The sequence below is a fragment of the Acidobacteriota bacterium genome (assembly GCA_039028635.1).
Lineage (GTDB): Bacteria > Acidobacteriota > Thermoanaerobaculia > Multivoradales > JBCCEF01 > JBCCEF01.
Window position 1 is genome coordinate 41,960 of the sequence record JBCCHV010000026.1, and the last position, 24,241, is coordinate 66,200.

The 24,241-nt window shown below is 68.4% G+C and carries 24 protein-coding genes; 14 read left to right on the top strand and 10 right to left on the bottom strand.

What is annotated here, in order from left to right:
- Positions 1 to 43 precede the first annotated feature (43 nt).
- Genes AAF604_12255 through AAF604_12280 form a run of 6 tightly spaced genes read left to right on the top strand, consistent with a single transcriptional unit; the run spans position 44 to position 4,177 of the window.
- Positions 44 to 1,414 (top strand): UDP-glucose/GDP-mannose dehydrogenase family protein, encoded by a 1,371-nt coding sequence (locus AAF604_12255; GenBank protein ID MEM7050428.1) that lies wholly within the window; start codon positions 44 to 46, stop codon positions 1,412 to 1,414.
- Positions 1,411 to 2,367 carry a UDP-glucuronic acid decarboxylase family protein gene (locus tag AAF604_12260; protein MEM7050429.1) on the top strand — a complete coding sequence of 319 codons (957 nt, stop codon included), beginning with the start codon at positions 1,411 to 1,413 and terminating at the stop codon, positions 2,365 to 2,367. Before AAF604_12255 ends, AAF604_12260 begins: the two co-directional genes overlap by 4 nt.
- A gap of 50 nt (positions 2,368 to 2,417) precedes the next feature.
- Positions 2,418 to 2,681, top strand: a complete 264-nt coding sequence (locus tag AAF604_12265; protein MEM7050430.1) for a hypothetical protein — start codon at positions 2,418 to 2,420, stop codon at positions 2,679 to 2,681.
- Positions 2,682 to 2,704: 23 nt separating this feature from the next.
- On the top strand, positions 2,705 to 2,947 hold the full coding sequence (locus AAF604_12270) for a Fe(2+)-trafficking protein (GenBank protein MEM7050431.1): 243 nt from the start codon (positions 2,705 to 2,707) through the stop codon (positions 2,945 to 2,947).
- On the top strand, positions 2,934 to 3,650 hold the full coding sequence (locus AAF604_12275) for a VTT domain-containing protein (protein MEM7050432.1): 717 nt from the start codon (positions 2,934 to 2,936) through the stop codon (positions 3,648 to 3,650). The genes AAF604_12270 and AAF604_12275 overlap by 14 nt, the downstream gene beginning before the upstream one ends.
- A 2-nt stretch (positions 3,651 to 3,652) precedes the next feature.
- Complete coding sequence (locus tag AAF604_12280) at positions 3,653 to 4,177, top strand: N-acetyltransferase (GenBank protein MEM7050433.1); 525 nt, start codon at positions 3,653 to 3,655, stop codon at positions 4,175 to 4,177.
- A 50-nt stretch (positions 4,178 to 4,227) separates the two neighbouring features.
- Here the strand turns inward: AAF604_12280 and AAF604_12285 are convergent, their stop codons facing one another.
- Complete coding sequence (locus AAF604_12285; protein MEM7050434.1) at positions 4,228 to 5,301, bottom strand: AAA family ATPase; 1,074 nt, start codon at positions 5,299 to 5,301, stop codon at positions 4,228 to 4,230.
- Positions 5,302 to 5,372: 71 nt separating this feature from the next.
- On the opposite strand from AAF604_12285, the gene AAF604_12290 reads away from it, so the two are divergent.
- From AAF604_12290 to AAF604_12305, 4 genes are all read left to right on the top strand, one after another.
- On the top strand, positions 5,373 to 6,356 hold the full coding sequence (locus AAF604_12290; protein MEM7050435.1) for a tetratricopeptide repeat protein: 984 nt from the start codon (positions 5,373 to 5,375) through the stop codon (positions 6,354 to 6,356).
- Positions 6,357 to 6,430: 74 nt separating this feature from the next.
- Complete coding sequence (locus AAF604_12295) at positions 6,431 to 6,679, top strand: type II toxin-antitoxin system prevent-host-death family antitoxin (protein MEM7050436.1); 249 nt, start codon at positions 6,431 to 6,433, stop codon at positions 6,677 to 6,679.
- A complete protein-coding gene (locus AAF604_12300) occupies positions 6,676 to 7,143 on the top strand; it encodes a type II toxin-antitoxin system VapC family toxin (GenBank protein MEM7050437.1) in 468 nt (155 codons plus the stop codon). Before AAF604_12295 ends, AAF604_12300 begins: the two co-directional genes overlap by 4 nt.
- A gap of 2 nt (positions 7,144 to 7,145) precedes the next feature.
- Positions 7,146 to 7,937 (top strand): SDR family oxidoreductase, encoded by a 792-nt coding sequence (locus AAF604_12305; protein ID MEM7050438.1) that lies wholly within the window; start codon positions 7,146 to 7,148, stop codon positions 7,935 to 7,937.
- A 36-nt stretch (positions 7,938 to 7,973) separates the two neighbouring features.
- On the opposite strand, the gene AAF604_12310 is transcribed toward AAF604_12305, so the two are convergent.
- From AAF604_12310 to AAF604_12335, 6 genes are all read right to left on the bottom strand, one after another.
- Complete coding sequence (locus AAF604_12310; protein ID MEM7050439.1) at positions 7,974 to 10,040, bottom strand: hypothetical protein; 2,067 nt, start codon at positions 10,038 to 10,040, stop codon at positions 7,974 to 7,976.
- A gap of 100 nt (positions 10,041 to 10,140) precedes the next feature.
- Positions 10,141 to 10,788 carry a response regulator transcription factor gene (locus tag AAF604_12315; GenBank protein ID MEM7050440.1) on the bottom strand — a complete coding sequence of 216 codons (648 nt, stop codon included), beginning with the start codon at positions 10,786 to 10,788 and terminating at the stop codon, positions 10,141 to 10,143.
- Positions 10,789 to 10,834: 46 nt separating this feature from the next.
- Entirely contained in the window at positions 10,835 to 13,945 is a 3,111-nt protein-coding gene (locus tag AAF604_12320) for a two-component regulator propeller domain-containing protein (protein MEM7050441.1), read from the bottom strand.
- 99 nt (positions 13,946 to 14,044) lie between these two features.
- Positions 14,045 to 14,437, bottom strand: a complete 393-nt coding sequence (locus AAF604_12325) for a hypothetical protein (protein ID MEM7050442.1) — start codon at positions 14,435 to 14,437, stop codon at positions 14,045 to 14,047.
- Positions 14,434 to 15,033: an RNA polymerase sigma factor gene (locus tag AAF604_12330; GenBank protein ID MEM7050443.1), complete on the bottom strand. Its 600-nt coding sequence runs from the start codon at positions 15,031 to 15,033 to the stop codon at positions 14,434 to 14,436. The genes AAF604_12325 and AAF604_12330 overlap by 4 nt, the downstream gene beginning before the upstream one ends.
- Entirely contained in the window at positions 15,030 to 15,554 is a 525-nt protein-coding gene (locus AAF604_12335; protein MEM7050444.1) for a hypothetical protein, read from the bottom strand. The genes AAF604_12330 and AAF604_12335 overlap by 4 nt, the downstream gene beginning before the upstream one ends.
- Before the next feature lie 169 nt (positions 15,555 to 15,723).
- Here AAF604_12335 and AAF604_12340 point away from each other — a divergent pair, with 169 nt between their 5' ends.
- Complete coding sequence (locus tag AAF604_12340; GenBank protein ID MEM7050445.1) at positions 15,724 to 16,527, top strand: DUF4388 domain-containing protein; 804 nt, start codon at positions 15,724 to 15,726, stop codon at positions 16,525 to 16,527.
- Here the strand turns inward: AAF604_12340 and AAF604_12345 are convergent.
- Complete coding sequence (locus tag AAF604_12345; protein ID MEM7050446.1) at positions 16,484 to 17,254, bottom strand: exodeoxyribonuclease III; 771 nt, start codon at positions 17,252 to 17,254, stop codon at positions 16,484 to 16,486. The genes AAF604_12340 and AAF604_12345 overlap by 44 nt on opposite strands.
- Before the next feature lie 66 nt (positions 17,255 to 17,320).
- Between AAF604_12345 and AAF604_12350 the strand changes: the two genes are divergently transcribed.
- The gene (locus tag AAF604_12350; GenBank protein ID MEM7050447.1) at positions 17,321 to 18,409 is read left to right on the top strand and encodes a GDSL-type esterase/lipase family protein; all 1,089 of its coding nucleotides are present in this window, start codon (positions 17,321 to 17,323) and stop codon (positions 18,407 to 18,409) included.
- Positions 18,410 to 18,450: 41 nt separating this feature from the next.
- On the opposite strand, the gene AAF604_12355 is transcribed toward AAF604_12350, so the two are convergent.
- Positions 18,451 to 20,592, bottom strand: a complete 2,142-nt coding sequence (locus tag AAF604_12355; GenBank protein ID MEM7050448.1) for a serine/threonine-protein kinase — start codon at positions 20,590 to 20,592, stop codon at positions 18,451 to 18,453.
- A 180-nt stretch (positions 20,593 to 20,772) separates the two neighbouring features.
- On the opposite strand from AAF604_12355, the gene AAF604_12360 reads away from it, so the two are divergent.
- Together AAF604_12360 and AAF604_12365 are read left to right on the top strand one after the other, a co-directional pair.
- A complete protein-coding gene (locus AAF604_12360) occupies positions 20,773 to 22,428 on the top strand; it encodes a hypothetical protein (GenBank protein MEM7050449.1) in 1,656 nt (551 codons plus the stop codon).
- Positions 22,429 to 22,493: 65 nt separating this feature from the next.
- Positions 22,494 to 23,030, top strand: coding sequence for a hypothetical protein (locus tag AAF604_12365; GenBank protein MEM7050450.1), 537 nt, complete (start codon positions 22,494 to 22,496; stop codon positions 23,028 to 23,030).
- 30 nt (positions 23,031 to 23,060) lie between these two features.
- Here the strand turns inward: AAF604_12365 and AAF604_12370 are convergent, their stop codons facing one another.
- Positions 23,061 to 24,233: a hypothetical protein gene (locus AAF604_12370; GenBank protein ID MEM7050451.1), complete on the bottom strand. Its 1,173-nt coding sequence runs from the start codon at positions 24,231 to 24,233 to the stop codon at positions 23,061 to 23,063.
- Between the last annotated feature and the right edge of the window lie 8 nt (positions 24,234 to 24,241).

The window sequence follows — 24,241 nt, forward strand, 5'->3', positions numbered from 1 at the left end:
CTCGCCAACTTCCAGCTGCTGAAACTCCGAGGGACTGAAGATCATGAAAGTCTGTGTCGTAGGTAGCGGTTATGTCGGTTTGGTCACCGGCGCCTGTCTCGCCGACTTCGGCATGACCGTGACCGGCGTCGACAAGGACGCCTCGAAGATCGCGGCCCTTCACCGCGGCGAAATCCCGATCTACGAGCCGGGCCTGCGCAGCCTGGTGGCCAAGAACGAGACCGCCGGCCGGCTCTCCTTCACCACCGAGCTGGGGCCGGCCATCGAGGAGGCCCAGGCGGTGTTCATCGCCGTCGGCACGCCCCCCAAGGCCGACGGCTCGGCGGATCTCACCTTCGTCCGCCAGGTGGCCGAGTCGGTGGCCGACCATCTCAACGGCTACAAGATCATCGTCACCAAGAGCACCGTGCCGATCGGCACCGGCCAGATGATCGAAGACATCGTGCACCAGCGCACCGCCGGCCGCCAGGCCTTCGCGGTGGTGAGCAACCCGGAGTTCCTGCGCGAAGGCTCGGCGATCGAGGACTTCATGCGCCCGGATCGGGTGGTGATCGGCAGCCGCGACCCCCGAGCCCTCGAGCTGATGCGCGAGATCTACGCGCCACTGAAGGTGGCGGACGTGCCCTTCGTCGAGACCAACGTCGAGAGCGCCGAGCTGATCAAGTACGCCTCGAACGGCTTTCTCGCCACCAAAATCTCCTTCATCAACGAGGTCGCCGATCTCTGCGAAGCGCTCGGCGCCGACGTCGAAGTGGTGTCGCGCGGCATGGGTCTCGACAACCGCATCGGCCCGAAGTTCCTGAGCGCCGGGCCGGGCTTCGGCGGCTCCTGCTTCCCCAAGGACACCCGCGCGGTGGTTCAGATCGCCCACGATGCCGGCCGCCGCTTCCACATCGTCGAAGCCGTCCTCGAGGTCAACAATGCCACCCAGCGGCGCATGATCGACAAGGTCGACGACGCCCTCGACGGCGTCGCCGGCAAGAGCCTCGCCCTCCTCGGCCTGTCCTTCAAGCCGGACACCGACGACATCCGCGAATCGCCGGCCCTGACCATCGCCGCCGGCCTGGCGGAGCGCGGCGCCACCCTGCGAGTGTTCGATCCGGAGGCGATGGAGGCGTCGCAACCGATCCTGCCCCAGGCGACCTTCTGCAGCGGTCCCTACGAGGCCGCCGACGGAGCCGACGCGGTGATCATCCTGACCGAGTGGAACCAGTTCCGGGCCCTCGAGCTCGAGGAGCTGCGCCAGCGCGTTCGCCAGCCCACGATCATCGACCTGCGCAACATCTACGAACCCGCGCGGGTGGCCGCCGCCGGTTTTCGCTATGTTTCCGTGGGCCGATCCGAAGCGCGGCCGGCGGAGCAGGCAGCCGAAACCGCCGCAACGCCGGCCGTGGCCCAAGGCGGTGAAGCATGACCACTTCCCTGGTCACCGGCGGCGCTGGCTTCCTCGGCTCCCACCTCTGCGAGCGACTGCTCGCCGAAGGCCACCGCGTGGTCTGCGTCGACAATCTCCTCACCGGCCGCCTCGCCAACCTCGAGGGGGCACGCCAGAGCGACGACTTCCGCTTCATCGAGCACGACATCTCGAAGCCCCTGTTCATCGACGAGGACATCGACTACGTGCTCCACTTCGCCTCGCCGGCGAGCCCCATCGACTACCTCGAGCTGCCCATCCAGACCCTCAAGGTGGGCTCCCTCGGGACCCACAACAGCCTCGGCCTGGCGAAGGCCAAAGCGGCCAGATTCCTGCTCGCCTCGACCTCCGAGGTCTACGGCGATCCGCTGATCCATCCGCAGCCGGAAACCTACTGGGGCAACGTCAATCCGGTCGGCCCGCGGGGCGTCTACGACGAGGCCAAGCGCTTCGCCGAAGCGATGGCGATGGCCTACCACCGGGTCCACGGCCTCGAAGTGCGCATCGTCCGCATCTTCAACACCTATGGTCCTCGGATGCGGCTGCGCGACGGCCGCGTGGTGCCGGCCTTCATGCAGCAGGCGCTCACCGGCGAGCCGCTGACGGTTTTCGGTGACGGCAGCCAAACCCGTTCCTTCTGTTTCGTCGACGACCTGGTCGAGGGCATCTTCCGGCTCCTGATGAGTCGCTGCAGCGAGCCCGTCAACATCGGCAATCCGCAGGAGATGACGATCCGCGAGTTCGCCGAGAAGATCATCGAGATCACCGACAGCTCGAGCACCCTGACCTTCGAAGACCTGCCGACGGACGACCCCAAAGTCCGCCAGCCGGACATCCGGAAGGCGCGCCGAGAGCTCGACTGGGAGCCGCGCATCACTCTCGACGAAGGACTGCGTCGCAGCCTCGACTACTTCCGCCGCGAGCTCGCCGCCCGCGGCGCGCACCAGGCCTGACCGGGATCAGCCGCTGCCTCGGCCTAGCTTCGACGGATTAGAATCGCGCCATGGCGAATTCCCTCGAATCCCTGATCTTCGCCCTCGAAAAGTACCCCCAGCAGGTCGAAGCGGCGCCGCTCGCGGAGTTGCTGATCGAGAGCGCCCGCCAAACCGACAAACGACCGGCCTACGTCAAGCTGGCGGTGCCGGACGCTGTCGTCAAGAGCTTGCGCGGCTCGCGCGCTGGCGACCTGTTGCTGATGGTGCGAGTGCCCAAGGAGGTCGTCGACCGCCAGGGCAGCAGCATCATCCTGCCTGGTGAGGCGGACTAGCCCGCCCTCGAAAGGAGTCCCCCGTGACCACCGTTGCATGCAGCCGCTGCGGGCAGGAGAAGCCCGCCCTCACGCGCTCTCCCCTGCCCGGCGCCGTCGGCGAGGAGATCGTCGCCAAGGCCTGTTCCGACTGCTGGGGTGAATGGCAGAACATGGAAGTGATGGTGATCAACGAGCTGCGCCTCAACTTCATGGACCCCAAGTCCCAGAAGATTCTGCAGGGCCACATGCGGGAGTTCCTGCAGATGCCGAGTGGCGACGCCTGAGGGTCGCGGATCCCGTATCCGCTTCGCCCTCCTGATCGCCCTCGCCCTGGGCGGCTTCGTTCTCTTCCGCTGGACACCGCTGGCCGGCGTCCTCGAGAGCGGAACCCTTCTCGATCGCTTGCGCGAACATCCTCTCGCGCCGGCCTTGTTCATCGGCGCCTACGCCCTGTTATGCCCGCTGGGGGTTCCGGTCAGCCCGCTGGTGGCGTCCGGCGGTGTCCTCTTCGGCCTCGGCCCCGGCACCGCCTACAACTTTCTCGGCGCCTTCGCCGGTTCCGCCACCAGCTATGGGCTGGCGCGCTTCCTGGGGCGCGACTTCGTCTCGCGCCTGGCCCGTGGTCGTCTGCAGCGGGCGGAGCGGCGGCTGCGCCGACAGAGCTTTTGGACCCTGGTGCAGATCCGCTTCATTCCGATCCCATTCCCGGTGGTCAATTTCGGGGCCGCCCTCGCTGGCGTCCCGGCAACCCGCTTCCTCGCCGCCACCGCCGTCGGCCTGCTGCCCGCCATCGCCGTCTACACGCAGGTGGGAGCCGCCGTGGTGGCCGCCGCCGGCAGCGGCGGCGAGGCGCGTTTCGCTCCCGCCGCCGCCGCCCTCGCCGGCCTGGTGCTACTGACCTGCATCCCACGGCTGTGGATTGGCCGCAAACGCCGCCGCCGGCTGGCCGACCTCAGCCGTCAGAGAAGCGGCCGCAGACCGGCCTGAAGATGGGACACCGGTCCCCCTCGGTCAGCGAGTCGATTCGGCCCTATCGGCCGGCCGACTGGCCGGCCCTGTGGGAGTTTCTCGCGCCGGTATTTCGCGCCGGTGAGACCTACGCCTTCCCGCGGGATCTCGACCGCGACGCGGCCCGCCGACTGTGGAGCGACCCACCGCGCCGGGCCTTCGTCGCCGAAGACTCCGCCACCGGCGAGCTCCTCGGCACTTACTACCTGCAGCCGAATCACCTCGGCCCCGGTGCCCACGTTTGCAACTGTGGCTACATCGTTTCGACCGCCGCCCGCGGCCGCGGCGTGGCGTCGCGCCTGTGCCAGCACTCCCAAGAAGAGGCGATCCGGCAGGGCTTCCGCGCCATGCAGTTCAACATGGTGGCGGCGAGCAATGGCGGAGCGGTGCGACTCTGGCAGAAGCTCGGATTCGCCATCGTCGGCACCTTGCCGGGGGCGTTCGCCCATCCTCGGCTCGGCTTCGTCGACGCCTACGTGATGTTCAAGACCCTAGGAGGCTGCTGAAATAGCCTCTCCGAGTCTTTTTCGCGCCTCCTGGGCCATCTCCAGGGGCTTCAGGATTCCCCGAGGGCCTCTTCGACTTCCGGCAGGTCGATCAAGAGGGCACCGCCGACGGCCGCCGAGTCGGGGTCGAGCTCGTAGCGGCGGATCACCCGGCGGAAGACCTCGCGCAGGGCGCGAGCGCCCAGACGCGGCCGCAGTGCCGCCTCGCCGGCGATGCGCCGCACCGCCGAAGGTGACAGCGCGAGGTCGATACCCCGGCTCTCGAAATAGGCGCGGCTCTGGTGGTAGCCGGAGTCCGGCGCTTCGAGAAAGATCTCCAACAGCTCGTCGGTGCCGAGGTCTTCGAGCAGCACCACGGCGTCGAAGCGCGACAGGAACTGCGGCGTCATGCCGTAGTCGAAGAGATCCTCGTTGCGCAGCCAGTCACCCAGGGAAAAGGTCGTCTCCTCCACCACATCGCGGCCCTCGACGCGCATGCGAGCCCGCAGGGAGCCGCGATCGGCCCCGATGGTGACGCGGTCGTAGACCGCGTCGTAGAGCCCCTCGAAGGCCCCCGCGCAAACGAACAGAATGGCCGACGAGTCGAGCCGCACCCGGCCACCGCCGGCCCAGGCGGGCAGGTCGAAGGGCACCGATTCGTTCTCGATCAGGGTGAGCAGTGCCTCCTGAGCCCGAATGCCGGCGACGTTCGGCCGATCCCCGACGCGCGAGCGGATCTTGTCGACCTCGTCGACGAACACCATGCCGTGGCGCACCCGCTCGAGCAGATCACCGACCGGTGCGTCGCGGCCGAGGGCTTCCGCCGCACGATCGAGCAGACGGCCGAGAATGGTCTCGCCGGGCCGCCCGCGCTCAGCCTCCTGGGACAGGACGTTGGCGTGGATACGCACCAGGTTGGAGCGCGATGCCAGATCCGCGCGCTGCGCCAGGAAGGCTTCGACAGCGCGCATCAGGGTGGTCTTGCCGCTGCCCGAAGAGCCGATCATCAGGATATTGCCGGTGGAGAGACCGGCGAGGTGCTTGGCGAGGGCCAAGGAGAGCTCCCGTAGAGCTCCCTCCTGGCCGATGACGCGGCGCCGCAGGACATCGCAGATCTCGAGCGGCGTAGGCAGGTCGGCAGTCATGAGCCGGATTGTAAACGCCCCCGCTGAAACCTTGGCAAACGCCCGCCGTTCCTTTACATTGTCGAACTGTCATGAAACCGCTCCGCTGCCTCGTCGCCGTCCTCTTCCTCGCCACCTCGGCTCCGTGCCTCTCGGCCGATGAGGCAACCGGTCTGGCGGCGGTCCAGGAGAAACTCGAGGCCGAGCTGCCGGAAGAGGCCCTCGACGCCGTCGAAGCCATCCTGGCGCGCTCGCCGGACAACGCCCAGGCGCTCTTGCTGCGCAGCACGGCACGCCTGATGCTCGGCGACCGACAGGGTGGCCGCCAGGACCTGCAGCGCGCCCTCGAGGCCGATCCCAAGCTGCGCCGGGCATGGCTCAACCGCGCCGCCCTCGATGTCGCCGAGCAGCGCTACGACGCCGCCCTCGAGGCCTTCGTCCGCGCTGAGAAGCTCGATCCAACAGCCCTCGACAACCACCTCAACATCGGCGCCGTCGAGCTGCTCTCGGGACGCCTCAAGCCGGCATCGGAACGCTTTGCGGCCTACCTCGAAGCGAATCCCACCAACGCCGATGCTCCCTACCTGGTGGCCACCAACTACGCCCTCGCCGGCTACGCCGCCCTCGCCCTCGAGCACCTCCGCCAGGCCATCGGCCTCGACGAAGTGGCTCGCCTGCGCGCCCGCAGCGACGGCAACTTCGAGAGCCTGGTCTCGGATGCGCGTTATCAGCAGCTCCTGAGCGTCGACCGGTACCGCATTCCGGCCGAGTACTACAACGACTCGAACACCTTCGAAACGCCCTATGACAGCGCCGATCGGCGCCTGTTGACGGCGGTGATCGACACCCTCCAGCTCGCCCGGCGACCCTTCGACCCGCGGGTCGAGGTCACAGAGCGCTGGGCCCTGCTGCGCGGCGATCTGCGCATCAAGGTCTACAACTTCGGAGGCAAGGGCCTGGTGCAGGTCAGCGCCCCTCCGGATCGCTTCACCCCCAGCGAATGGCGCGCCCGCACCAAGGAGCTGTTCGAAGGCATCGAAGAGCGTCTTCTGCTCGCCAACCTGCGCAGCAAGTAGAGCGGCACGGCCCACACCCGACCGATCGCCGTTGACAAGGCCGAGCTCGAAACGTACACTTGAAAAGTACACATATGAGCCACCAACATCGCATCAACGTCAAAGAAGCCCGCCAGAGCTTCCGCGCCCTGATCGACCGCGTCGCCGAGGGCGAGGAGATCGAGCTCCTGCGCCATGGCCGTCCGGTGGCTCGCCTGCTGCCGCCCCACCGGGAGAGCAAGCAGCTCCCTTCCCTGGCCGAGTTCCGAGCCGGCCTGAAGGTGATGGGAGCCCCCCTCAGCCAGCAGATCGGCGAGCGGCGGGGAGGCCCCCACTACCCGTGAAGCTCTACATCGACAGCACCGTGCTGGCGGCCTACTACACGCCGGAAACGCTGAGCGCCTCGGCGGAGGGCATTCTGCAGGCCTATCCCCTGCCGGCAATCTCCGAGCTCGCCGAGATCGAGCTCTTTTCAGCGCTCTCGACCAAGGTCGAACGGGCCGAGCTCGCCGTCGACGACCTGCGTCGCATCCAGGCCGTTTTCCTCGGACACCTCGAGGACGACTTCTTCCAGCGCGTCGCCCTCGGGCGGCACCATTTCCGCCTCGCCCGCGAGTGGGCCGGGCGCGGCTTCGATGCCCTGCCGCCGTCGGCGAGCATCCACCTGGCAACCGCCGCCCTCGAGGAGCGGACCTTGACCACCGCCGATCCGCGGCTGATCTCCGCCGCCCGCAGCTTCGGCGTCGACGCCCTGCCCCTCGAGGCTCCGGAAGGCGTCGCCGGCGGGATGGTTCACGAAGGGAGCTGACTTTGAAGATCGAATCCGGAACCCCTTGTCTCGTCACCGGCGCCTCGTCGGGTATCGGTCGCGCCATCGCCCTCGAGCTGGCCCGTCGTGGCGCTCGCGTCGGACTGTTGGCGCGCTCCGAAGACGCCCTACAGGAGCTCGCCGCGGAGCTCGCGGAGGTTGGCGGCGAAGGCCTGGCGGTCGCCGCCGACGTACGCTCCGAAGAGCAGGTCGAGCAGGCCATCGCCCGCCTCGTGGAGGCCTTCGGCGGCCTCCGCCTGGTGGTCGCCAACGCTGGCCTGGGACGCTACGCTGCGGTCGCCGAGCAGCCCGCCGAGCACGTCGACACCACCATCGGCATCAACTATGTCGGCCTGACCCGGACGATTCGCCATGCCCTGCCCCATCTCCTCGCCGCCACCCCTTCCCACGTCGTCGGTCTGACCTCGTCGGCGGGACTCATCCCGCACCGCATGGGCTCGGCCTACTGCGCCTCGAAGGCGGCCTCGAACGCCTACCTGGCCACCCTTCGACTCGAGGTCCTGGAACGTGGCGTCGGGGTGAGCTGGATCTGCCCGGGAATCGTCGAAACCCCGTTCATCGCCAAGGCCGACCTCGACCCCAGCCAGGACCTGCCGCGGCTGGCCCGGATCTTCGTGCGCCATCTCGAGGTCGACGAGGTCGCCCGCGCCACGGTGCGCGCCATCGAAGGCAACAAACGCCAGGTGGTGATGCCCTGGATGATGCGCTTCTTCGCCTGGACCCGGCGCATGGCGCCGGGCTTCGGCGACTGGCTCAACCGAGTGACCGGGTAGCGATCGGGCCCGCACCCGGAGTCTGCCGGGGCGCGCCTACCGACGCATCACGACGACCGCCGCCGAGGCCAGGAGTACCGCCAGGAGTAGCAGGCCACCGCGCGGCAGGACCGGCACTTCCAAAGGCTGCACCACGGCAGGACAGTCTTCTGCCGCTGCCGGAACGCCCAGGAAGGGATCCCAAGAAGCCAGCCCCATCCCCCCGGCAGGGCCATCGAGCACCAGGTCACCGCTGCCCGCTGGATTCCCTGGATGGGTCGGACCGTTGGCGTCGCCCCAATAGTTGTAGCGCGCGTCGACCACCAGATCGGTCTGCAGCTCGAGGCCGGATGGCCCGTTGCTCACGAAGTCGGAACAGCTCACCCGCAGCCGATCGTTGCCGGGCAGAGCGACCACCATCGAAGCGACGGAGTTGCTCAGGGTTCGGGAGGTCAGGATGGTCCGAGGTCCCGCCAAGACGGCACCGTCCGACGCCTGGAGCCTGGCGAGGATCGTCGCCATGGCGTCATCGAAGGCGCCGAGATCGCTCTCCGGCGATGTCACCGGCGCCTCGAGGGCAGACGCCAGCGGTGCCCCGAGGTTGAAGAAGAGCCAGCCAACCTCGTTGAGCTCACTGGTGCTGTCCTGCACCTCGAAACGGCGACTCGACACGCCGAATCCGACTCCGTCGACCAGGTTTCCCGAACCAGGACCGTTCAGCGACGCGTTGGTGCGCTCGATCACGGCTCGCAAAGCGACGGCAGCGACGCCGGTGACGTTGCCCGTCGACAAACTGTCGCGCAGCGCCAAGTCATCCCCCATCAGGAACAGGCCGACTCCCTGATTTCCTTGGGCGGTGAGAAATTCACCCTCGACCAGCTCGCCGCCCAAAACAATGGCTCCACTGCTGGTCTGATTACCGACTGCCGTCACCTGGGAAGCGAACACCGTCGCCGCTGCCGCGAGGACTCCCTGCTCCGTGTTGCCATCGGCGGATACCGCATTGACGAAGACTGATCCGCCCGGGTTCGAACCTCCCGGGAAGCCTGCAGCGACGCCTGCTCCGGTATTGTCGTGAGCCGACACCGTGTCGAGGCGAACCTCGAGCTCCGCCAGCGCCACCAATCCACCATCCCCGTTGCGATGCGCCTCAACCTGGCTCACCTGCACGGTTCGACCACCGACGAAGAGTCCACTATCGCCGTTGTCCTCGGCGACCAGTTGGGAAGCGACCAGAGTCTCGGCGAAGATCCGAGCGCCGGCGGTGCCATTGCCGCGGAAATCGAGCCCTGTGGCCGTTCCCGTCGAGAAGATTCCCTGAGTGATCAAGGCCAGGACGAAGAACCCGTCCTCGGCGTTGCCCTGGGCCGAAACCCCGTTCAAGGTCAGAGCACCGCCGTCCGAAAAGGGCGTCACCAACCAGCCTTCCTGACCGTTGAAGTCGGCCCGCGATCCATCGATCACGACATCGTTCGCGACGATCGTGAAACCCGGCCCTTGATTTCTTTCGGCCGAGGAGCCGTTCACCTCGACGGTTCCGGTTTCGCTGCCCAGGAAGAAGCCGGAGTTGAAATTGAGCACCGCCTGCGAGTCATCGACCTCCAAAACCCCGGCCTGATTGGCCACCACGATGCCGTTGCCGGCAACGCAGTTGCTCGCCACCAAGCGCATCAGGCGCACCCCCTGATCGCCACCGGTCAGCGAGACCCCCGAGTCGTCCGGTGAGCGCACCTCGAGACCATCGATCAGCAGGGTCCCGGGAAAGCCGGTCGCGAAAAGGGCCGCCCCGGTACCCGGACCGCCGGAGGCTCCAGGATCGACCACGGCTCCCGGAGCGGGCTGCCCCGAAAGATCCACGGAGATGATCGAGAGATTCCCCGCGACTCCTCCGGGAAGGGCGGATCCCATGGTGCCGAGATCGACACTCTCGGCATAGGTTCCGGGAAAGACGAAGACCTGCGCCGGAGCCGGTCCGGAATTCGCCACCGCCGCGGCGAGGGTGGTGAAGCACGGGGAGTTGCCGGCGCAGGTACCGGCGCCATCGGCCCAGGTCACGGCGGCAGCCTGAGCGCCGGAACCGAGAGCGAGAAGAGAGAGCCCGAAGGTGAAGACGAGCGTTCGCATGGCTCCAGGCTAGAAGCGCCGGGCCCTGCTGCCCATCGCATAAAGATGTGAATCTTTACGCCATCCCGCCAAAAGAGTTGAACTGTCGGCCTAGACCGGGCTACCTCAGGATTCCTCGCTTGCGCGCCTGATGGAGCGCCTGCGACCGCGAGTGGACGTGCAGCTTCTCGTAGACGCTGCGGACGTGGCTCCGGACCGTGTTGATGCTGATCCCGAGGCGCTCTGCGCTGGCCTGGTAGCTGTAACCCTCGGCGAAGTGATCGAGCAAGCGGAGCTCTTGCGGCGTCAGATCGTGGTGGGCGGGCGCCGGCGGCGCCACTCGACGAAACAGCTCGACCACGCGGCGGGCGATGCGCGAGGTCATCGGGGCACCACCGTCCCGCGCCTCGCGCAGGGCTTCGAGCAAACGGTGCGGCGGAGTGTCCTTGAGCAAATAGCCGCAGGCCCCGTTGCACAGCGAGGTGAAGACCCGCTCGTCATCGGCGTAAACGGTGTACATCACGATCTCGGGGCAGGGCTCGAGAGCGCGGAGGACCGCCACGCCTTCAGGACCCGGGGTCGCCGGCAGGTCGACATCGAGCAGCACCACATCGGCCGGGCGCGCCGCCAGACCCTCGGCGGCGGCACCGACGGTGCCGTAGTCGCCACCGCAGCGGAATCCCGGCGCCCCGTCGATCAGACGCCGCAGGCTATCGCGCAGCAGGCGATCGTCGTCCACCAGGGCAACCCGAATGCAGTCGTCGTTCATGCTCTGACAGATCTATCGGATCGGTCGACGCAACGCCATCGCATCTTCATGCTCCCCGCAGGCCTTCACCGCGGCCGGCCCTGCGAACGAATGACCATGGTGAGCGATTCAGCAGCAAGCTGAAGACGACCTCCAGCCCGCCCTGCGGTGGATGGCGCAGCTCGAGCCGACCGCCCAGGCGGGCCAATCGCCGGCGCATGTTGCGCAGCCCATTCCCCGGGATCTCGGAGCCGAGGTCCGCGCCAGCGCCGCCGGAGGCCCTCGAAACACCCGCCGGCAGGCCCCTTCCATGGTCCCGAATGCTCCCCAGGAGCCGGCGACCGCGAATCGCCAGGACCATCTCGACGCGCTCCGTGCCGGCATGGCGAACCGCGTTGTGGAGCGCCTCCTTGAACACCAGGAGCAGGTGTTGTCGGTGTTCCGGCCGCAGCCGGATCTTGCGCGCCTGGGGTGCCTCCGGCGCCTGCAGGCTCCAGCGGATTCCCGCCGGTTCGAGGAGCTCACCGGCGACCTCCCGAACCCGCACCGACAAGCTCGCGAGGTCGTCGTAACGAGGTTCCAGAGACCAGACGATCTCACGCGCCCGGGCGATCAACTGGCGAGCGCCGGCAGCGATCTCGGCCAATGTTCCGTCACCCTCGCGAGCCGGCATGCGCGCCGCTTCCGCCAGCATCGAGATGCGCGCCAGACTGGCCCCTAAATCGTCGTGCAGGTCGGCGGCGATGCGGGTGCGGACCCGCTCCAACGCAAGAGCCCGACGCAGCCGGGCGCGATGCAGGAGCCACCCCAAGGCCAACACCGAGAGCACCGCGAGGAGCTGGAACCAGCCCCGCTTCCAGAGGGGCTGAGCCACCTCGAACACGACCGTTGCGAGACCTCCCAACGGGCTCTTTTCCGAGCTACCGTCGAGATCGGCCCGCACCTGCAGCCGGTGACGCCCGCCACCAACGTCGGCGAGGGTGAGGTGGCGTCGCTCGAGGGGCTCGCTCCAGGGATCGTCGCCGAGGCGATAGCGATAGCGCTCCGCGGCCCCCGGCGGGAAGCCGACGCCGAAGAACGAAAGCTCGAGGCGATGCGGCCCCGGCGGTAGCACGACGGCCTCGCGATCGACCTCCCCGAGCGGCGAAACCGCCAGGGCGCGGCCGTCCACCCGCAGGCCGGCGAGGCGTACCTGGGGTGGCGGAACCGCGGCGTCGAGTCTCGGGACCAGGCGCGACAGTCCCGACCAGGTGCCGAACCAGAGGTTGCCCTCGGCATCGGCCTGGGCGGCGGTCACTTCGAGCCCGGCGAGCCCCTCGGCGGTGGTGAGGTGGCGCACCGCTCCGCCGGCTGGATCGAGGCGATCGACGCCCTGCAGCCCACCGACATAGATCCGCCCCCAGCGATCGGCGGTCAAGACGCGGGCCGAGGTACTCGACAGGCCTTCCTCCAGGCCGTAGCGGCGTGGGCTCGGAGGCGCAGCGCTCTGCGGCGCGTCGAGTCGGTAGACGCCATCACCGAAGGTCGCGATCCAGAGGCGACCGGCAGCATCGAAGAAGAGGTCCCAGACCGGCGCCGTGGCTTCCAGCGGCACCGGTTCGAAGCTCGGCCGATCGCCGGCGGTCGCTCCAGATCCACCCGCGAGGGGCAGAGCGCGCCACAGGCTGCCGTCGCTCCAGCCGATCCACAGGAGGCCGCGAGGACCGTTGGCGAGGGCCGTCGGCTCGCCAGGGCTCGGCAAGCCCTCGGCCGGTCCGAGGGCCTCGATCGCTGCAGCTTCGTCGCCCGCGCCCGGCCGATACCGCGCCAGCCCTCCGGCAGTGGCCAGCCAAAGGTCGCCGGCGCCATCCTGGTGTACGAAATAGACATCCTCGGAAGGCAGACCGTCCTCGATGCCAAAGAGACGCGGGCGAGAGCTTCCCAGAGCCTCCAACCGATCCGTCGGCGGGAACCGCACCAAGCCATGGGCGGTGGCGAACCACCAGGCACCGCGGCGATCCTGCAGCGACCGCACGCGACCGAAGCGCACCAGCCGCGCCAACGCCGGTGGAAAGTTGGGAATCACCCCCGTGAAGCGATCGCCCTCGAGGCGGCTCACCGCGCCGCGCGCATCGGCGCCGACGTGCAGCCGGCGGTGACGATCGAGGGTCAAGGAGCTCACCGACGGGTGGGCCATGCCGTCGGCCACCCCGTAGGAGACCAGGCCATCCGGCAGCAGCCGGGCCACGCCGCCGACGTCGGTGCCCAGCCAAAGGTTGCCGAGGGCGTCCTCGACCATCGCATTGACGGTTTCGTCGGGCAATCCGGAAGCGACGGTGAACAGGCGCTCCCCGGCCGCCTCGATGGCGACCAAGCCGCCCACGGCTCCCACCCAGATCGTGCCCTGGCGATCCTCGAACAGGGAGCGCACGGTCTTGTCCGCTTCCTGGACCGCAACCGCGACGGCCTCGACCGTCGCAGCGGCCGAGCTGGGGAGGATCGCCAGACCGCGTTCGAGGCCGACCCAGAGGCGGCCATCGGCCGCTGCCAGGAGCGAGCGAACGGCGCCCCAAGACACCGGCAAGGGCCATCGGCGAAGCTCAGCTTGGTCCGCGAGAAGGGCGATCCAGCCGTTTCCGCCCACCCACAAGCCGTCCCGCGCCGAAATCAGGGCGCGCACCGGGCCGGCGAGAAGGTCTTCGGCGACCGGCTGAAAGGCGGGGCGTCCACTGGTCTCGTCCACCAGCCGGAAAAGGCCGCCGTCGCAGCCGGCCCAGAGCTCGCCTTGGAATTCGGTCAGGACATGAATCGTGCCCTGGCAGCCGCCTCCGTAGGCAACCGCCTCGAAGAGCTGGCCGGCGGTCTCCGAGCGCCCGAGATCGAGACGATAGAGACCGTCATCGGTCGCCAGGTAGTAGCCGTCTCCGGGGGGTGTCACCAGGGCATGGACACGCCCGCTGGGCAGGCCGTCGCGCTCGCCGAAGGCCGTGAGCTCGGCACCATCGAAGCGCGCCAAACCCACGGCGGTACAAAACCACAGCAAACCGTGAGGATCGCGAACGGCGCACCGCACGTGGTCGTGGCCCAAACCCTGGCTGGCCGAGTAGGCAGTGACCGGCAGCAGCTCTCCGGCCGCGCCCGGCACCAGCCACAGCAAAGCCATGGTGATCCCCCAGGCGGCCAGATCTCGCTTCGACACCGCTCGGAGCTTAGCAGTGGTGAAGCTCGAGGTGCCGACCGCGCCGCCGGCGATGGGCGACGCGGCGTGACCACATGGGGGCGGCGAAAGGAGGGGGAGTCAGCTGCCGTTGTCGGCGATCACCTGCTCGAGCTGAGCGAGGGCGCGGTCCGGCTCGCCGAGCTCATTGTAGAGGTCGCGGAGCTTGAAGCGAACGATGTTGCGGATGGTGCGGTTACTCTCCCCCTCGAGCAGGCCTTCGAGGTAGGCCACCGCCTTGCGCCGCTGCTCCCGGGCCTCGTAGATCTCGGTGACGCCCTCGATCGCCATGTAGACCGTTCGCTCCCGCTCCGACATCAGGGAGACCCACTCGTGGGCCACCCCGAGGTAGCCCTCCATCAGGGTCACGAACTCCTGCATGGTCTGCACCTCGGCAGGGTTCTGGGCCTTCGCTCCCTGCGGAACGAGGCCGAAGGCCAGCAAAGCAACGACTAGCGCGATTGCTTTCTTCATCGCACGACTCCTTCTTGGGATGACGCCGACGACACGCCGGCGGAGCTTTCGATGGGTGCCTGGAGCCCTCGACGGAGAGTTTCCAAGGCACGATGGAGGTGACTTTTGACGGTCCCTTCCCGGCAACCCATGACGCGGGCCGTCTCGCGCGTGCTCAAGCCCTCGAGAAAGCGCAGGATGACCGCCTCCCGTTGGCGTAGCGGCAGCTCCCGAAAGGCCTGATCGAGCACCAGGTCGGTGAGCGGCGAGGGCACCGCCGCAATGGCGGCGACCGGCGTTTCGCGCCGCTGGCGCCGGCGGCGGCGTTCGAGCTCGCGGCAGGTGTTGACGGTGAGCTTGTAGAGCCAGGTCCGGAACTGTGCCCGCGGGCGCCAGCGGCGGCGACCGCGAGCCATGCGCAGGAAAACCTCCTGGGTGGCATCGTCGGCCAGATCGCGATCCCCGAGAACACCACAAGCGAGGCGAAAGACGAAGTCCTTGTGGCGCTCGAAGAGCACCTCCAGACCGGCGAAGGGCTCGCCGCCGGAGACCAGCAGATCCCAGTCGTCGGGCGCCGCGACACTGCAGGCGGCAGGACTCAAGGCCAGGGCCTTCACGAGGGCTCCGCGGGCGCCGAAGGCGCCGCGTCGGGCTTCGCCGGCTTGGCTTCCGCAGGCACCGCCGCGGACGGCGCCGGAGCCCCCGGTCGGCGCGGCGGCCGCAGCCGCAGTCCGCTGGGCTTGACCGGGCGCCGCAGCCGGCCGGTGCTCAGCTGGCGCCGCACGGGCGCCAGGGCCGTGCCGGGGGTCACTCCGACCCCGGGCGCGACCGCCTCGGCGCGGCGCGGCGGTGAGTCCTGCCGCAGCCAGGGCACGGCGAGCAACGCGACCAGCACGAGCATCGCCGCCAGCGGCATCCAGGAACGTCCGAAGGAGAGCGCCCGCGGCGCTTCCGGCCGCCGTAGGGCAGCGCCGTAGCGCAGCCCCCGATATTGCTCACGGGCCGCCTCGAGACGGTCGAAGAGGGCGACCGTCGACTCGATCCGAGGGCGGCAAGCGCTACAACCTTCGCCATGCTCGACCAGCAACTGCCGCTGGTCGTCGCGCAGATCGGACCAGTCATCCAGCGCCTGGCTCACCCGCCGGCAGGTCAACTCCATAGGACTGACCCTATCTCGCTCTCCTGGAACACTACCCTTCATGCCCAGTGAATGACCCCAGCAGCGGAAGGGTTTACGCGCCATTCTCGAACTTCTGCCGGGAAGCCCAGTTGAATTTGAAATTTAATCTAACTATTATTTATACACAATGAAAATTTCACCGAACGAATCCCCAGGTGAGAGCTCACTCCAAGGCGATCTCGAGGTCATTCCCCTCGAAGACTTGGTGCAACTGTTGGGCTACAGCGGTCATCGCGTTCGAGTCGAGGTGACCGTGGACGACGAGCCGCGGGGACAGCTGTGGTTCGATGCCGGCCGCTTGGCCGGCTGCAGCTCCGGATCGCTGCGCGGCTCCGAGGCCTTCCTCGACCTGCTGGAGGTTCGGCAGGGCTCATTTCGCGTCCTGCGCGAGGGCGAGCTGCCCTTCGACCGCCAACAGGCGATCCCGTGGCAGGGATTGCTGCTCGAGTCGACGGTACGCCGCGATCTCGAGAACCTGGAATCGCCGGACGCCGAGATCGAAGCGCTGTTCACGACCGACGCTCCGGCGATCGATCCGGAAAAGCTCGCCGCCTCCGAAGTCGACCCCGCCACCATCTCCGGCCTCCAGCTGCCGAGCGACGAATCCGACCCCAGCGCGCCTTGGAACCCCGCCCCGCAGGCCAGCGAGGTCGGCTTCTCGGACCCGATCACGTCGGCCCTGATCGAAGCCAGCCGCCGGGCCGACGAGTCCACCCAGGAGGCCGACGAGGAAGATCCCAACCGACGCATCGATGGCGCGACCCTGGGGACGCGGGTGAGTCGCTTCGAGTCCGATTACCGCCACGCCCGACCTCTCCTGACTCGGCCGACGCCGCCGGCGGCCGACGAGGACAAGGCCATTCACCCGCTGGTGGAGGGCGAGAGGTTCAGTCCAGAGTCACCGTCACGGGAGCGTGATCGGAGGCCGTGAGGCCCTCCTTCTTCTTCCGCCAGGGACGCTCGATGGCCGCCGACCGAACCCGCCCGAGGAGCGGAGGGGTGACCAGGATGTGGTCGATGCGCATGCCCTGATTGAAGCGAAACGCACCGCCGCGATAATCCCAGAAGGAGAAGGTACCGGGCGCGACGTGGTCGACCACGGCGTCCTGCAGGCCGAATCCCGTCAGGCGAGCCCAGCGCTGGTGCTCTTCCGGATGGTAGGACGGGATCCCGGCCAGTTTCTCCTCCGACCAGACGTCGCGGGCCTCGGGGGCCACGTTGAGATCGCCGAGCACCACCAGCGGTTGCGCCGGATCGCAGCTCGACTCGAGCCAGTCGCACAGACCGTCGTAGAAGCTCAACTTGTAGGGAAACTGCTCCGACTCGACGGACTGTCCTTGGGGGCAATAGAGGTTGACGAAGCGGATGCCGGCCACTTCTCCGACGATCATGCGCGCCTGCCCTTGGTCGCTTTCGGGCAACCCCTTCTCGACTCGGCTGATCGGTTCCTTGGCGGCGATCAGGACACCGTTCCAGCTCTTTTGGCCGTGGATGGCGAGCTCATAGCCGCGTTCCTCGAAGATCTCGACGGGCACCTTGTCGGCCTCCATCTTGAGCTCCTGCAGGCAGAGCACATCCGGTGATTCGGCGTCGAGGTAGAGCGAGACGTAGTCGCGACGAGCGTTGAGGGAGTTGACGTTCCAGGTGACGATTCGCATGGCGCCGTGGATCCTATCGGATGCGGCCGTCGCCTGCGGTCGCCGGCGATAGACTGCCGCCTGCCGATGGCTCGCCTCCCCCAATGGACCTTGTTCTGTGCCGCCACCGTCGTCGCCCTGTTGACCGCCGAGGGTGCCCTGCGGCTGTTCGCGCCGGTGCCCTACTCGATCGAGCGCAGCATGTACTTCGAGGCCGACCCGCACACCGGCTTCCGCCTCAAGCCCCACGGCATCGGCCGCTACCAGGGCTCGATCGCCGCCATCGCCAACGGCCTCGGCATGCGCGACGACGAGGTCACGGTGGAAAAGGCGGACGGCGTCCGCCGGGTGCTGGTGATCGGCGACTCCTTCACCGTCGGAGCCGGTGTCGAGCAGGCCGATGCCTACCCGCAGCTACTCGAACGGCGGCTGGCAGCGCCGGACCTCGAGGTGGTCAACGCCGGCGTCGGGGGTTGGGGTCCCTACCAGTACCGACAGTTCTTCGAGCACCGCGGAGGAGCCTTCGCTCCGGACCTGGTGCTGGTGGGGTTCTTCGTCGGCAACGACACCTACGATCCACGGCAGAGCTTCGCCAAGCTGCCGACGGCGATTCTCGGCCGACGCATCTCGCGCGACGCCGCCGCCAGCCGCTGGAGCGGAGCCAAGGTGCTGCTGACCGAGCATCTCCACCTGGGGCGCCTCGCCCTCACCCGCTCAGCGCCGGCGAACCGCCATATCGAGCGCCGCGACTGCGGTGACTTCTCACCTCAGCTGCTCAAGATCCAGCGCCGCCGACTGCGCCGCAACCAGCGGCCGCCGGACGCCGAGCGCCGGGCCCTGATGACGGCAAACCTCGACCACCTCACGGCCCTCGCCGAGAGCGCCCGTCGGGGCGGAGCGCAGGTCCTGCTGGTCTTGATCCCGGACGAGAATCAGATCAACCCGCGACTCACGACGGCACTTCCGGAGCGCGCCCGAGAGGGCACCGACCTCGATCTCCCGCAGGCCCTTCTGCGGCCCGCTCTCGAGGCACGCCAGCTACCCTACGTCGACCTCCTGTCGGCCTTTCGCGACGACCCGCGCTGCCTCTACCTCAACGACACCCACTGGAACGTCGCCGGCCACCACCTCGCCGCCGAGCTCCTCGCCGCCGAGGTGCGAGCGCGGCTGCGCTGAGCGCCGAGGAACGGTCGCGGCCGCCGTTCAGATTCCGACCGTCAGGGCAGCAGAGGTCTCAGGGTGCCGTCTTCCCGCTCCTCCACCAGCAACAGGTGGAAGCCCCGGCGCGGGCCGGTCCGCACGAATCCTTCGTAGCCGGTGAAGCTCTCGGTCACCGCCAGAAACTTGCCCGAGCGGGCCGGGTTCGAGGCCCGCCGGTAGGCGTCGAGGGCGGCCTCGGTGATGTGTCGTCCAACCAGCATCGCGCCGCCGATGTCACCGCCTTTGGTGCGCGCCGTCTTGGCTCGCACCACCTCGTCGCGAAAGGCGTCGAGCTCTCGTGGCGTCACCGTCGTCACCCGGTTGATCAGATGCAGAACCTTGCCGGAGGCGTCGAAGGTGACGGCATCGAAGGTGTCCGAGGCCTCGCTGCCGAGGCGCGGCAGATCGTGGTGGAGCCGCGCCGAGCGAACCTCGGCGAACCAATCGATCAGGTACTTCCAGCGCTCGGCGCGCTCGCGCTCACGGAAGAACGCGGGCGCCTCGCCGAGGGCCCAGCGCAAGGCCCGATAGGCCGGGTCCTGCTCGACCGGCAGGTCCCGCGGCGGCGTCGCCTCCGGCAAGAGGCTCCCGTCGTCCTGGCGCCGCAGGCCGAAATCCCGCAGACCGCGTTGGTAGGACCGGTAGGCGGGCTCGACCCGCGCCGCGTCGACTCGCACCCGCACCGGCAGGGCCGACACCAGCTCGCGCCACGGGCGCTCCACCGGCAGCCCCTGCCAGCCGCTGGTGAACAGGCGAAGGGTGGCGCGTCCCGCGGACATCAAGACCCAACCGAGGCCCGGCTCGCCCTCGAGGCGCAGGATGCCGTCGAAGGACTCGCGGGCCAACTTGTCGCCCAAGGCCGAAAGATTGACGAAGGACGAATCGAGGCCTTCGTGCAGGGTCCGCGGGGGAAACAGCAGGGAGGCCAAGACCCGCACCTGCCCGGCGCCGCCCGGCGCAGTGTGGAGGATCGCCTCGGCACGCTCCGCCAGGCTTTCCACCACCACGTCGCCGGCGATGCCGCGCTGCTCGTTCACGGCCCCCAGGATGAGACCGTCGGCAACCAGCAGGCAGGCCTTGCCGACTCGCACGGCACCCGCGAAGGGAGGCGCGTGGAGGGGCACTTCGAGCAAGCGATCGAGCAGCTCCGACGGCTGCTGCAGGGCCAGCGAGCGCTCCGGCCAGGAGCGCACGGCGGCACCGATCAGGCCGGCCGGATCCTCCGGCACCCCGGTGACGACGCCGTCCGCCAAAGCGGTCAGCTGGCTCGAGGACACCGCCCCCGAGGTCGTCATGACGGCGGTTCCCGAGATCTCCGCCTCGAGCCCGCGGAGGGCGGCGGTCATCTCGGCCGCCGACTGGAAGCGCTCGTCGACGTTCTTGGCCAAGGCCCGGGCGACGATCTCTTCCAGGCCCCGCGGCAGATCCGACTGGTGCGTCGACAACGGCGCCGGAGCCTGGTGGAAGATCGCCATCGACACCTCGAGAAGGTCTTTGCCGACGAACGGAAAGCTCCCGGTGAGCAGGTAGTAGAGGACGATGCCGACGGAGAAGAGATCCGATCGGCCATCGACCTCGACGCCGCGGAGCTGCTCCGGGGAAGCGAAGCGCGGCGTCGCGAAAACGTTGCCCGCCTGGGTCTGCACCAGTCCCAGTCCCTGGATCCGGGCGATGCCGAAATCGGTCACCTTGAGGCGCCCGTCGTCGAGCATGACCAGGTTGGCGGGCTTGATGTCGCGGTGCACGATTCCCGCCCGATGGGCCGCGTCGAGGGTCGAGAGGAGCTCGCGGCCGAGGCGCAGCACCTGCTCCGGCGCCATCGCCCCGTCGTCCTCTACCAACTGCTCCAGGGTCTTGCCGGCCAGCCACTCCATGGCGATGAAGGGCGTGCCCTCGACCTCGCCGGTGCGGTAGATGGTGGTGGCTCCCGGATGGGCGAGGGCGGCCGCCGCCCGCGCCTCCTGCAAGAACCGCAGGCGGTACTCCCGCACCACCTCGGCCGGCTGGTCGTCGAGCAGGCCGGGCTTGAGCACCTTGATCGCCAGCGGTCGCTCGAGCAGCGGCTCGGTGGCTCGGTACACGATGCCCATGGACCCTTCGCCCACGACCTGCTCGACGGAATAGGGGAAGCTCTCGGTTGGACGGGAAGGAAGGTTCATCGCACTCCAGCTCAGGAAAGATGGTTGTCACGTCAGATCAGTCAACGCTCCTGATCCTACGGCGAACCGACCCTCGTGGACTTCCCGAATTCGTTTAAATCCGATCACGAGATTCTCACGGACCGGCGACTCCCCCGGGGGACAGGCCTCCTGGCACCGCTCTTGCTCCTTTGAGAGGCCATGGCACACTCGACTCCCCCTCCGCCGCGCTGGCCGCTGGTACTGATCCTGCTGATCTCCCTAGGCTACCGCGCCCTGTCGTCGGACACCTTCGACGATCGGGCACAGGTGACGGCGGTGGACCTGGTGGTCGAGCTCCCCAAGGGCCGATCGCCGGACTCGAGCGATGGCTTCACCGTCCTCCGGGACGGACAGGCGCTGCCGGTGGTGGCCGTGGACGGCGACGAGCCGTGGTCCCTGGTGCTCTACTTCGATCGCCAGCTGACGGCCGCCGGCGGCGTCGCCTGGGCGGCCGACCTGCTGAGCGCCCAGGCCGAATCCCTCACCGCCCTCGGCCCGGTCGAAGTGGTGGTCGCCGACGCCACCGCCGACCTCACCGGCACGACCACCCGCGACCCGGATCTGTTGCGGCGCACCCTGGCCGCCCTCACTCTGGAACCGCCGACGCGCCACCTGGTGGCCGATCTGCGCGGCGAGTTCCTCGCCGCCCTCGCCGCCGGGAAGGCCGACCCCTCCCTCGCGCCGGCGGTGGCCGCCGAGGAAGGACGGCTGGTTCGCGAGCGCCAGGATCTCCTGCTCAGCGCCCTCTTGAGCCGGCACGGAAGCAGCGGTCGGCGCGCCGTCTTGCTGGTCAGCGATGGCTTCGATCTCGAGCCGGCGAGCTTCTACCGCCTTCACTGGCAGGCGATGACCGACCTCGACTGGAGCGACCGGCAGGAGGTCTTCGCCCGCACCCTCGCCGCCTATGGCTGGATCGTCGCACCGCTGGTCCGGCCCGAGCCGGAGCCGCCGGAGCGCCGCTGGGGGCCGTTGCGCTCCATCGAGGTGCGCATCGATCGCAACTGGAATCCAGCCAAGGCGCGAGCCTTCGTCGAGCTCGGCGACGCCCGCCGCGGCCAGGGCCTGTGGGAGGACGCCGCCGATGCCTACCGACAGGCGGTCTACCACTTCTATGGCCAGCCCAAGCTGGCGACCGAAGAAGCAGCCGCGGAGGTCGCCCTCGGCGAGGTGCTGCAGAGGGCCGGCAAAGTCGAAGAGGCACAACGCGCCTTTCGTCAGGCGGTGCGCAAGGATCCCAGCCTGGCAGGTCGCTTTCCGGAGCTGGCGGCTCGCCTGATCGATCCGCTACCGGCCCTCGAGGAGCTCGCCACAACCACCCTGGGCCGGCTGGTGCGCGCCCCCGGAGCCCTCGAAGCGGCCCTCGACAGCCTCGGACGGCGGGTCCGCCTCACCTACCAGGTGTCCGGTTTCCCAGACGGTCGCCTGCATGCCATCGAGGTCGAAAGCACGACCAAGGTCGAGAGCGTCCGCTGGTCGCGCTGGGGAACGCCCCCGCGGGTCGCCGAAGGCTGGCTGCGAGACCTGCTGTCCGGCGGCGGCCGCCGCGGTGGTCTCACCCTCACCCCGACCGGCGACGGCAGCCTCACCCTGCGCTTCCAAGGTGAGCCCCCCGCCGGCAGCCAACGCCTCCGCCTGTCCCTCGCCCACGAGACCCGCGACGGACAGCTCGACGTCCTCGGCCACCGCTGGGTCGAGATCGAGGACGTGGCGAGCTGGAGCTTCGAGATCGCGCCGGCGGCGAATAGCATCGCCTTCGCCGTCATCGCCGAGGACTTCGCCTCCGGCTGGCGCGGCGAGGCCGTCCGTGCGATATAGTTTTCGCGATATAAACTCATCGCAAAAACTGTAGTCTCGGATGGTTCGGTCCTCGGAGGAAACCCGTGCGCTCGTTGATCAGCCTGATTCTCGTCGTCCTGATCGGTCTCTGGATCCTGTCCCTGCTGGTCTTCCTCGGCCACCTCGGCGGCGGATCGACCCTCGGAAATCTCAAGCTTCCGACCTCGACCGGCGAGCTCGGAGACTCGCTGGTCATCGTCGAGACCCTGTTCTCGTCCCTCGCCGTCGGCCTGGCCTTGGTCGCGGTGCTGTTTCAAGGCCGTGAGCTGCGCGATTCCGCCGACGCCCAGCGCGACCAGGCGAAGGCGCTCGTCCACCAGCTCCGGCGCCAAGAGGAAGCCACGCTCGTGCAGGGTTACTCGGCACAGCTCCAGGTTCTCTGTCAGCAGCGCGAGTGGTTCGAGCTGATCATCGGACGCCTGCGAGAAGAGCGGGATCAAGCCGCCAAACCGGAAGTTCGCCAGATCAAACAGGAAAAGCTCGAAGCGTTCAGCGGCCGGGTCCGCGAGCTCGGAGACCAGATCAAGGGCGTCGAGGGCCGTCTCGCGGCCCGCCTCGCGAGTCTCGAAAACACGTCCTAGATCCGTCCCGATCCAGGCGCCCTGCAGAGCCTAATACGCCGTCAACAGGTGGCCGATGACGGCGACGCAGTCCAGCCAAACGGAAACCGGCACCGGCTCCGGCACCGCTGTCTGACGCTCTTCCGGCGGCAGCGGCGGGATCTCCGGCTCCACCGCCTTATACCTCATGCGGTAGGACTCGGCACCGACCAGCGACGGCGTGTCACGGCTGTTCCAGGAGTTGCTGTGGGTGTCCCACATGCCGTTGAGAGGATTGGCGTCGTCGCCGTTCCAGTCGGTCGTGGGATCGATCTTGGAGTCGGGACCGCGCAGGACCGCCAGCTCCTGGCGGGTCCCGAAAAGGGTGCGATAGGGCAATACCGACTCGCTCGGCACGGCGCGCTGCCCGTCGGCCCCGATGCGAGTCTGGCGGAAGCGCTCGACGGTGGTCGGAAGCTTCGGCTCGAGGGGCTGATCGAGAACCAGATCACCGATCAGCAGCTCCGGACCGAAGTGAAAGTAGACCAGCGACTCCCGCGGCAGGCTGGGGTCGCTGAACACCACCACCAGGCTGGCCCCTTCGTCGAGGGGAGGTAGACGACCAGTATCGAAAAGGTCACCACCATCGGTGGACAGAGATCCGAAGAGGTCGATCCGATAGTCGCCATTCACCGACGGCGACAGGAGCTGCAGAGGGACCGGCGCAAAGTAGGCGGCGAAGTTTTTGGCCTCGTCCCAACAGGGCGAGTTGGTGGTGCCGAGGAGCCGACCTTCGAGCTCGACGCCGTCGAGCAGCGCCAGCCGGTTCTTGCCCGCCATCGGGTCGTCGCCGGTACCGAGGATACGCCCCCAGACCAACCGCGCCAGGACCGGTTTGCCAGCCGGCGGAAACCCCCGCAGACGGATCGTGCCGTAGCCGGTGTTGCGCAGGCCGGTGCCGGCGGCGACGTGATCGAGACCGCCGTCGTAGGCCGCGCAGTCCATGGCGTCGAGCGGCGCTCCATCACTGCAGAGGCGCATGCGAGCGGCGTTGTCGAGGACCATGTCAGGCATCATGGTGCGCTCTTCGATAACCGCCGTGAAGGTATTTTCCTTGCCGCCGCTGCTGATCGTCTGGATGGCGCCTCCGACCGCCCAGACGGATGTCGACCCGAAGGCCACGAAGAGCGCGAGGAAGATAAAGACTCGAACCGGGTTTTCCGGTGCCGGAAGATGCTTGAGCATGATTCCAC